A 7,972-nucleotide genomic window follows, 5' to 3' on the forward strand; every position below is an offset into this window, starting at 1 on the left:
TGAAAATAGGAAAAGAGTGAATGACTAGAAAACTTCATGTAAAATAAGTAGTAGTAAAGTTAAATTATTTTCACTAGCTCTCAAGGATAATTATTTCCTATTAACTATCTGTAATTTGAGATGATTCGTCTAAGGGAGTGGGATAAAAGAAGACGGGGTGTTGATATGCAACGAAGAAAATCTTTAGCGCTTTCTATTCCATATCAGTTAGATTTTTTTAAGCAGTATAAGTTTCTTTCTCAGAATAAGAACCAACATATCTTACTAGAAAGTGGTCGCGGTGGTCGTTATACTATTGCAGGGCTTGATCCTGTAGCGGTAATTCGGGGGAAGAATGAAACGTTACATATAAGTGAAAGTGGTAAGGAAACAATACAAAGAGGGAATCCATTAGATTTGATGCAACATTATATGGAACAATGGAAAACGGATCATAATCCAAAGTATCCTCCGTTTCAAGGTGGTGCAATTGGATATTTTAGTTATGATTGTATCCGTTATATTGAGAAGCTTCCACCTCTTGCTAAGGATGATGTGGATATACCTGACGTATTCTTTTTATTATTCAATGATGTGTTTGTGTATGATCAAAAGGAAAAAGTGCTATGGATTATTACACATTATATAGATGAACGTGAAGAAGCGGAAAATCGTTTAAATGAATGGAAGAATCTTTGGTTGAAGGAAGCTCCTGAAGTTAAAGTACCATTTGAATGTCCTGAAAATAGAAATGAAGCAGTAGCTTTTACAGAAGAAGGATTTATGGAAGCTGTTCAGCGTATTCAAGAGTACATTGGAGCTGGGGATGTATTTCAAGTAAATCTGTCGACAAGGCAAGAGAAAACATTGCAAACACATCCGCTCGAAATTTATACGAGTCTTCGTGAAATTAATCCATCACCATATATGGGGTATTTAGAACTTGGAGATTTTCAAATTGTTAGTGGCTCACCTGAATTATTAATTAAAAAGCAAGGGACTGAAGTGAGTACTCGTCCGATTGCTGGCACGCGTTCTCGAGGGAAGGATGAGCAAGAAGACGAGAGTTTGGCGAAAGAGTTAATTGAAAATGAAAAAGAACGAGCGGAACACGTGATGCTTTTAGATTTAGAGCGAAATGATTTAGGGCGAGTTTGTAAGTACGGGACTGTTGAAGTAGATGAATTTATGGTAATTGAAAAATATTCGCATGTTATGCATATAGTTTCTAATGTTCGTGGAGAGGTCCGGGAAGATAAGGATGCTTTTGATTTAGTAAGAGCTGTGTTTCCGGGTGGAACGATTACGGGAGCACCTAAAATACGTACAATGGAAATTATAGAAGAATTAGAACCGGTTCGCCGTGGGATTTATACAGGTTCAATTGGTTGGATTGGTTATTCAGGGGATATGGAGTTAAATATTGTGATTCGGACGCTTCTTGCAAAGGATGGACAAGCGTATGTGCAGGCCGGGGCAGGAATTGTAATTGATTCAAATCCGAAAAATGAGTATAAAGAGTCGTTAAAAAAAGCAATCGCTCTATGGCGTGCAAAAGAATGCAGCGAAGAAACGGTTAGGTGAGAGAAATGATATTGATGATTGATAATTATGATTCTTTTACATTTAATTTAGTACAGTTTCTTGGAGAACTTGGACAGGAACTGGTAGTTAAGCGTAATGATGAAGTTACAATTTCAGATATTGAACAAATGAAACCAGACTTTTTAATGATTTCTCCAGGGCCTTGTAGTCCTAATGAAGCTGGTGTAAGTATGGATGTTATTAAGCATTTTGCAGGGAGGATTCCGATTTTTGGAGTGTGTCTTGGTCACCAATCGATTGCGCAGGTATTTGGAGGAGATGTTGTTCGTGCGGAACGTTTAATGCATGGGAAAACCTCTCCGATGTATCATGATGGGAAAACAATTTTTTCGGAAATTCCCAATCCATTTACGGCAACTCGTTATCATTCTCTTATTGTTAAAAAGGAAACATTGCCAGAATGTTTAGAAGTAACATCTTGGACAGAAGAGGGAGAGATTATGGGGCTTCGTCATAAAACATTGCCAATCGAAGGAGTGCAATTCCACCCGGAGTCTATTATGACTTCCCATGGGAAAGAGTTACTGCAGAACTTTATCCGCAGTTATAGTCCGAGTGTATCATCATGTTAATTTATGTAAATGGTACATATGTGGAAGCGAGTGAAGCAAAAATCTCCCCATATGATCATGGATATTTATATGGACTAGGTGTTTTTGAAACGTTTCGTATTTATGACGGGCATCCATTTTTATTAGACGATCACTATGAACGTTTAATGGATGCTCTTTCTACGCTCCAAATCGAGTGGACGATGACAAAAGAAGATGTGTGTCGCATTTTACAAGAATTACTTGTAAGAAATGGGCTAAATCATGCGTATATTCGCTTTAATGTATCGGCTGGTATAGATGAAATAGGTTTGCAAACAGAGGTTTATGAAGAGCCTTCTGTTATTGTATTTATAAAGCCTTTGGCAGCTCCAGGTGTAGTAGTGGAAAAGGAAGGCGTTATTTTGAAACAAACACGAAATACACCGGAAGGAGCGTTTCGTTTAAAGTCTCATCATTATTTAAATAACATTTTAGGAAAACGTGAAATTGGAAATGTTGTAAGTAAAGAGGGGATTTTCTTAACTGAAGCCGGTCATATAGCGGAAGGGATTGTTTCGAATCTCTTTTTTGTGAAGGGAAGTGTTTTATATACGCCTTCGCTTGAAACAGGAATTTTAAATGGGATTACTCGCGCTTTTATTATACAGATTGCTGAAATGTTGAATATACAAGTGGAGGAAGGTTTCTTTACGAAAGATGAGTTACTTTCCGCTGATGAGGTGTTTGTAACAAATTCTGTTCAAGAAATCGTGCCATTTCGCCATATTGAAGAGAGAGATTTCCCGGGTAAAGAAGGCGAGGTTACAAAGCAACTGATGCGTGTGTATGAAATGCATAGAGGAAAGCTTTGGAGCCGAAATGAATTGCGGAGAGGAGATGTGTAGTGTGAAGTGGAGTTATGATTTACACTGCGGCGAATATACGCTGAATTTAAATAAAAAGACATTAATCATGGGGATTTTAAATGTTACACCAGATTCATTCTCAGATGGTGGAAACTACGATGAGGTAAACGCAGCTGTAAGTCACGCGAGAGAAATGGTGGCCGGCGGTGCTGATATTATTGATATTGGTGGGGAATCAACTCGTCCTGGCTTCGCGAAAGTTTCAGTGGAAGAAGAGTTAAGACGCGTGATTCCGATGATTCGAGCGATTTCGAAAGAAGTGAAAGTGCCTATTTCTATTGATACGTATAAAGCTGAAGTAGCTAAGCAAGCAATTGAAGCGGGTGCCCATGTTATTAATGATATATGGGGAGCGAAGGCTGAACCGAAAATTGCGGAAGTGGCAGCACGTTATAATGTACCGATTATCTTAATGCATAATCGTGATAACACAAACTATCGTAATTTAATGGCTGATATGATTGCGGATTTATATGAGAGTGTTAAAATTGCAAAAGATGCGGGTGTACCTGATGAAAATATTATTTTAGATCCAGGTATCGGTTTTGCGAAGACGGTAGAACAAAATTTAGAAGTGATGCGTAATTTAGAAAAGCTAAATGTATTAGGGTATCCAGTTCTTCTTGCGACTTCCAGAAAATCATTTATTGGTCATGTTTTAGACTTGCCGGTAGAGGAACGTGTAGAAGGAACTGGGGCGTCAGTATGTCTTGGTATTGAAAAAGGTTGTGAAATGATTCGTGTTCATGATGTGAAAGAAATGGCGCGTATGGCGAAGATGATGGATGCGATGATTGGTAAGGGGGGGAAGTGATTGGATAAAATTTATATCCATGACATGGAGTTTTATGGCTATCATGGTGTATTTCCAGAAGAGAATAAACTGGGACAAAGATTTAAAGTCGATTTAACTGTGGAGCTGGATTTAAAACAAGCGGGTGAAAGTGATAACTTAGAGCATTCGGTAAACTATGGGGAGCTCTTTGAACTTTGCAAGCAAGTAGTTGAGAATCAAACGTACAAACTTGTAGAAAGTATAGCGGAAAATATAGCGGCGAATATATTGACTCGATACGTAAGTATTTTACGGTGTACAGTAAAGGTTGTTAAACCAGACCCGCCAATCCCAGGGCATTACCGTGCTGTGGCGGTAGAAATTACGAGAGAACGATTATGAAAAATGATGTATACGTTTCGTTAGGATCAAATATTGGTGATCGCTATGCTTATTTATTGGAAGCGATTGAGTTATTAAATAAAAATCCTTATATTCAAGTGAAAGATGTTTCTTCTGTATATGAAACAGATCCAGTTGGATATACAGATCAAAATCGTTTTTTAAATCTAGTTATAAAAATTTCTACCAATTTACTACCGCAAGAGTTGTTGAAAATAACGCAAAAGGTTGAGATTGATTTAGGAAGGAAAAGGGAAATTAGATGGGGCCCAAGAACCATTGACCTTGACATTTTGCTCTATAATCAAGAAAATATTGAAGCAGAGAATCTTATTGTTCCGCATCCGCGGATGTTCGAAAGAGCTTTTGTTATCGTTCCGTTGTTAGAGATTAATCGAGATATAAAACGAGATATTTCACGTTCACAAGTAGATGAAATGAAAAGGCGAGAGGGAGTAACGGTATGGAAGCAGAAAAATGGGGAAGACGCATTCGTGCTTTTCGGAAATTAAAAGGTTATACGCAAGAAGGTTTTGCAAGGGAATTAGGGGTATCTGTATCCGTTTTAGGAGAAGTCGAGAGAGGGAATAGAACCCCTTCTCAAGATTTTGTAGTAGAAGTTGCGAAGACATTAAATATTTCAATAGATGAATTAATGCCAAAGTGAGGACAAAGGAAGGAGATAGTCGAGTGTTAAAGATTGCAAACATCGAGATGAAGAATCCAGTTGTATTAGCACCGATGGCGGGGGTATGTAACTCCGCATTCCGTCTAACTGTAAAAGAATTTGGTGCGGGTTTAGTATGTGCTGAAATGGTAAGTGATAAAGCGATTTTATTTAATAACCAAAGAACATTAGATATGTTATATATTGATGAGAGAGAGAAGCCACTAAGTTTACAAATTTTTGGTGGTGAGAAAGAAACGCTTGTTGGTGCTGCGAAATATGTAGATAAAAACACAACGGCGGATATTATCGATATCAATATGGGTTGCCCAGTTCCGAAAATTACAAAGTGTGATGCTGGTGCAAAATGGTTATTAGATCCAAATAAGGTGTATGAAATGGTAGCGGCAGTTGTAGATGCTGTTGAAAAGCCGGTTACAGTTAAAATGCGTATTGGTTGGGACGAAGACCATATTTTTGCAATTGAAAATGCTAGAGCTGTTGAACGTGCAGGTGGCCAAGCAGTGGCGGTTCACGGACGTACACGTGTTCAAATGTATGAAGGAAAAGCGGATTGGGATATTATTAAACAAGTAAAACAATCTGTAAATATTCCGGTTATCGGAAATGGTGACGTGGAAACACCTCAAGATGCAAAACGCATGCTTGATGAAGTTGGTGTCGATGGTGTTATGATAGGTCGAGCGGCCCTTGGTAATCCTTGGATGATTTATCGTACGGTAAATTATTTAGAAACAGGAGAGTTATTACCAGAACCAACGGTGCGTGAGAAGATAGATGTATGTATGCTCCACTTAGATCGTCTTATTGATTTAAAGAACGAAGATATTGCAGTAAGAGAAATGAGAAAGCACGCAGCTTGGTATTTAAAAGGTGTTCGTGGTAATGCAGGAGTGCGTAATGCAATTAATACGTGCAATACGCGTGAGGACCTTGCTTCCTTGCTAGGGGCATTTGTAGAAGAAGTAGAAGCAAAACAAGAAACAATTCACGTTGGTTAAAAAAAGGGGAGAGAACGTTTGACATTCCTGCCCTCACTACCTATAATTACGTGAAAGAAAGAAGAACTGCCAGTATACTACTGGCAGTTTTTCTAGTTGAGTAGAAAATGATATACTGTATATATTGTAAAATTTAATAGAGCTGGAGTGATATCAATACCATGGATAACATGAACCACGAAGAATTAAATGACCAATTGCTTGTTCGTCGTGAGAAGTTACATAATTTACGCGAACAAGGGATCGATCCGTTTGGTAAACGTTTTGAACGTACGAATTCAACCAAAGAATTATTAAACTTGTATGGGGAGCTCTCTAAAGAAGAATTAGAAGAGAAAGAAATCTCAGTTTCTATTGCTGGTCGTATTATGACGAAGCGCGGTAAAGGGAAAGCAGGTTTTGCGCATCTTCAAGATTTACACGGACAAGTTCAAATTTATGTTCGTAAAGATGCTGTTGGAGATGAGCAATATGAATTATTTAAGACAGCTGACTTAGGTGATTTAGTAGGAATCGAAGGGAAAGTTTTCAAAACAAACGTAGGAGAACTTTCAGTAAAGGCAACAGGCTTTACGTTACTAACGAAAGCACTTCGTCCATTGCCAGATAAATACCATGGATTGAAAGATGTTGAACAACGCTATCGCCAACGTTACTTAGATTTAATTACAAGTATGGAGAGCCGCGAAACATTTGTTACTCGTAGTAAAATCATTCGTGAAATGAGAAGGTATCTAGATGATAATGGTTACCTTGAAGTAGAAACACCGATGATGCATGCGATTGCCGGTGGGGCATCTGCTCGTCCGTTCATCACACACCATAATGCATTAGATATGGAACTATATATGCGTATTGCAATTGAATTGCACTTAAAGCGTCTTATTGTAGGTGGTTTAGAGAAAGTATACGAAATCGGCCGTGTATTCCGTAATGAAGGTGTATCAACGCGTCATAATCCTGAATTTACAATGATTGAATTATATGAAGCGTACGCTGATTATAAAGATATTATGAAACTAACAGAAAATATGATTGCTCATATTGCGAAACAAGTACTAGGTACAACAACAATTCAATATGGGGAATATGAAATTAATTTAGAGCCAGAATGGACACGCCTTCATATGGTAGATGCGATTAAGCAATACTCTGGAGCGGACTTCTGGAGCCCGATGAGTGTAGAAGAAGCACGTGCACTGGCGAAAGAACACGGTGTAGAAATTAAAGACACAATGGAAGTTGGTCATATTATTAATGAATTCTTTGAACAGAAAGTAGAAGAAAAATTAATCCAACCTACATTTATCTATGGTCATCCAGTGGAAATTTCTCCTCTTGCGAAAAAGAATGATGAAGACCCACGCTTTACAGATCGTTTCGAGTTATTTATTGTTGCGCGTGAGCATGCAAATGCATTTACAGAATTAAATGATCCAATCGATCAAAAAGAGCGTTTTGAAGCGCAATTAAAAGAGCGTGAGCAAGGTAATGATGAAGCACATATGATGGATGATGATTATATTGAAGCACTTGAGTACGGTATGCCTCCTACAGGTGGACTTGGAATTGGTATTGACCGTCTTGTTATGCTATTAACAAATGCACCATCTATTCGTGATGTGCTGTTATTCCCAGCGATGCGTCACAAGCAAGACTAATCTAAGCTTTGGAGATTTCTCCAAAGCTTTTCTTTATGTTATTTTCTAGTATAGTGAAGTTTAAATGGTTTATTTCCTATATAGAAGAAAGGGGTCTTTATATAGGGATTTAGTGCTAGTTTTATACTTTCTTATTCCGTTAAAAAATTTTATTAAAAAACTATTGCATTTTAATAAATGAACTGGTATATTTATATTCGTTGTCACGAAAGACAACAAAGAAAACAAACAAAAAACAACTTTTCAAATAAAAAAGTTGTTGACGAAAATATAACAAAATGTTATATTGATAAAGTCGCTTCGGCGGCAAGAGAGTTCTTTGAAAACTGAACGAAACAAACAACGTGAAACGTCAATTTTTATTTTAGATGCTAGACAAACCAACTTTATTGGAGAGTTTGA

General features: G+C 37.6%; 9 protein-coding genes. All 9 read left to right on the forward strand.

Annotated features, from left to right (window positions below):
• The first annotated feature begins 165 nt into the window (after window positions 1-165).
• The 9 genes from trpE (at window position 166) to lysS (ending at window position 7,570) form a co-directional block, all read left to right on the forward strand.
• Window positions 166-1,563, forward strand: a complete 1,398-nt coding sequence (gene trpE, locus CN288_RS18815) for an anthranilate synthase component I (RefSeq protein WP_098302831.1) — start codon at window positions 166-168, stop codon at window positions 1,561-1,563.
• 5 nt (window positions 1,564-1,568) lie between these two features.
• Window positions 1,569-2,156, forward strand: a complete 588-nt coding sequence (pabA, locus tag CN288_RS18820; RefSeq protein ID WP_098302832.1) for an aminodeoxychorismate/anthranilate synthase component II — start codon at window positions 1,569-1,571, stop codon at window positions 2,154-2,156.
• Window positions 2,150-3,022: an aminodeoxychorismate lyase gene (pabC, locus tag CN288_RS18825; protein WP_098302833.1), complete on the forward strand. Its 873-nt coding sequence runs from the start codon at window positions 2,150-2,152 to the stop codon at window positions 3,020-3,022. The genes pabA and pabC overlap by 7 nt, the downstream gene beginning before the upstream one ends.
• The gene (gene folP, locus CN288_RS18830) at window positions 2,997-3,857 is read left to right on the forward strand and encodes a dihydropteroate synthase (RefSeq protein ID WP_081811090.1); all 861 of its coding nucleotides are present in this window, start codon (window positions 2,997-2,999) and stop codon (window positions 3,855-3,857) included. Before pabC ends, folP begins: the two co-directional genes overlap by 26 nt.
• Entirely contained in the window at window positions 3,858-4,220 is a 363-nt protein-coding gene (folB, locus tag CN288_RS18835; RefSeq protein WP_098302834.1) for a dihydroneopterin aldolase, read from the forward strand.
• A complete protein-coding gene (gene folK, locus CN288_RS18840) occupies window positions 4,217-4,732 on the forward strand; it encodes a 2-amino-4-hydroxy-6-hydroxymethyldihydropteridine diphosphokinase (RefSeq protein WP_026593137.1) in 516 nt (171 codons plus the stop codon). Before folB ends, folK begins: the two co-directional genes overlap by 4 nt.
• Entirely contained in the window at window positions 4,684-4,887 is a 204-nt protein-coding gene (locus tag CN288_RS18845) for a helix-turn-helix domain-containing protein (RefSeq protein ID WP_026593138.1), read from the forward strand. Before folK ends, CN288_RS18845 begins: the two co-directional genes overlap by 49 nt.
• Window positions 4,888-4,910: 23 nt before the next feature.
• Window positions 4,911-5,909: a tRNA dihydrouridine synthase DusB gene (gene dusB, locus CN288_RS18850; protein WP_098302835.1), complete on the forward strand. Its 999-nt coding sequence runs from the start codon at window positions 4,911-4,913 to the stop codon at window positions 5,907-5,909.
• 161 nt (window positions 5,910-6,070) lie between these two features.
• Window positions 6,071-7,570, forward strand: coding sequence for a lysine--tRNA ligase (gene lysS, locus CN288_RS18855; protein ID WP_090694602.1), 1,500 nt, complete (start codon window positions 6,071-6,073; stop codon window positions 7,568-7,570).
• Window positions 7,571-7,972 lie beyond the last annotated feature (402 nt).

This window comes from Bacillus sp. AFS023182, assembly GCF_002560575.1.
In the GTDB taxonomy this organism is placed as follows: domain Bacteria; phylum Bacillota; class Bacilli; order Bacillales; family Bacillaceae_G; genus Bacillus_A; species Bacillus_A arachidis.

Coding starts and splice junctions, on each gene's coding strand:
- trpE (WP_098302831.1), top strand. CDS start 166: ATGCAACGAAGAAAATCTTTAGCGCTTTCTATTCCATATCAGTTAGAT.
- pabA (WP_098302832.1), top strand. CDS start 1,569: ATGATATTGATGATTGATAATTATGATTCTTTTACATTTAATTTAGTA.
- pabC (WP_098302833.1), top strand. CDS start 2,150: ATGTTAATTTATGTAAATGGTACATATGTGGAAGCGAGTGAAGCAAAA.
- folP (WP_081811090.1), top strand. CDS start 2,997: ATGAATTGCGGAGAGGAGATGTGTAGTGTGAAGTGGAGTTATGATTTA.
- folK (WP_026593137.1), top strand. CDS start 4,217: ATGAAAAATGATGTATACGTTTCGTTAGGATCAAATATTGGTGATCGC.
- CN288_RS18845 (WP_026593138.1), top strand. CDS start 4,684: ATGGAAGCAGAAAAATGGGGAAGACGCATTCGTGCTTTTCGGAAATTA.
- lysS (WP_090694602.1), top strand. CDS start 6,071: ATGGATAACATGAACCACGAAGAATTAAATGACCAATTGCTTGTTCGT.